Genomic DNA, 1,499 nt, shown 5'->3' on the forward strand with positions numbered 1-1,499 from the left:
GGCAAACTGCCCGGGTCGACCCGCGGGGATTGGCCGGTTTTCTGCCGCGATCGGCCACGAAACACGGGGCGTAGCTCATGGAAATCACTGTGCTCCGAACGAAACGGTCTTGACTCCCCAAAAAAGCGGGTAAATTTGACTGGAGAAGTCCGCAGTCACTCGACTACGGCGCCAGGCCCTGCCAGCGCTGCGGACACGCCGCAGCGCATGCGGCGAACCCGCGCCAGATGGCGCAGGAGCTTGAGAAAGGCCAGATTCGTATGCCCGCGAGTGGGTCCCCCGCAGAGAACCAACCCGGCGCGAGCACCCCCGGGGCCGCCCGGAGTGACCGCGAAACCGCCGCCGAGCAGAGCGAGATCGCTCCCGAGCTGGCCGAACTCGCCGACGCGGCGGTGTTTTCCGAGCGGAGCCGCGGCACGGACGCGAAGATCGCCTCGAAAGCCGACGGAGACTCGTTCCGGGCCACCTTCGCCCGCTACTACTCCCTGACCAAGCCCGGCGTGCTCTACGGCAACGTGCTCACCGCGGCGGCCGGGTTCCTCCTCGCCGCCGGCGTGGCACGCGACTTCGATGGCCTGCTCTTCCTGGCCACCATCATCGGCACGACCCTGGTCATCGCCTCCGCGTGCGTCCTCAACAACGTGCTCGACCGGGACATCGATGACCGCATGGAGCGCACCAAGAAACGCGCCACGGTCTCCGGCAGCATCGGCGTGCGCAACGCCACCGTCTTCTCGATCGTCCTCGGGGTGCTCGGCCTCGTCATCCTCATCGGCTGGACCAACTGGCTCGTCGTGGTCACGGGCCTCGTCGGCTTCTTCACCTATGTCGTCCTCTATGGCATGCTCTCGAAGCGAATGAGCGTGCACGGCACGCTCGTCGGCAGCATCTCCGGCGCCGCCCCCATCTTCGCCGGCGTCGTCGCGGTCACCGGCACCGTGGACATGGCCGCCGTGCTCGCCTTCCTCGCGATCTTCTTCTGGCAGATGCCGGAGTTCTACTCCATCGCGGTCTACCGCCGTGACGAGTACGCGCGGGCCGGGGTGCCCGTGATCACCGTCGTCAAGGGCATTCCCCACGCGAAGGTGCAGATCCTGCTCTACACGATCGCCTACGCGGTCTCCTCGGTGCTGCTCACGCCCTTCGGCTACACCGGCTGGGTGTACTTCGGGGTCATGGCGGTGCTCGGTATCTGGTGGATCGTCATCGGCGTTCAGGGCTTCCGGGCGACCGACGACGCCGCCTGGGCGCGCCGGATGTTCCGCTTCTCGCTCATCATCATCATGGGCTACAGCCTGATGGTCTCCGTCGGCCCCCTGCTGCCCTAAGTCGACTGCGGCTCGCCCCGGGCGGGGCCTGCCCCTCGTGCCGGGCGGGCCACCGCGGCGGGCGAAGGTTGTCCGCGCGCCGCCCCCCGCCTAGGCTGGACGCGCTGGGGCCGAGCGAAGCGGAGCCGAATGCACGCACTCTTTGTGACCGCTGACCTGGGCGGCAACGTC

The 1,499-nt window shown here is 67.9% G+C and carries 1 protein-coding gene; it reads left to right on the forward strand.

The features are described from left to right. The first annotated feature begins 227 nt into the window (after positions 1–227). Positions 228–1,328, forward strand: a complete 1,101-nt coding sequence (gene cyoE, locus OOT08_RS00410; RefSeq protein WP_325090621.1) for a heme o synthase — start codon at positions 228–230, stop codon at positions 1,326–1,328. Positions 1,329–1,499: the final 171 nt, after the last annotated feature.

Origin of the sequence: Leucobacter sp. M11 (assembly GCF_035726885.1) — a bacterium.
Taxonomy (GTDB): Bacteria; Actinomycetota; Actinomycetes; order Actinomycetales; family Microbacteriaceae; genus JAPFRB01.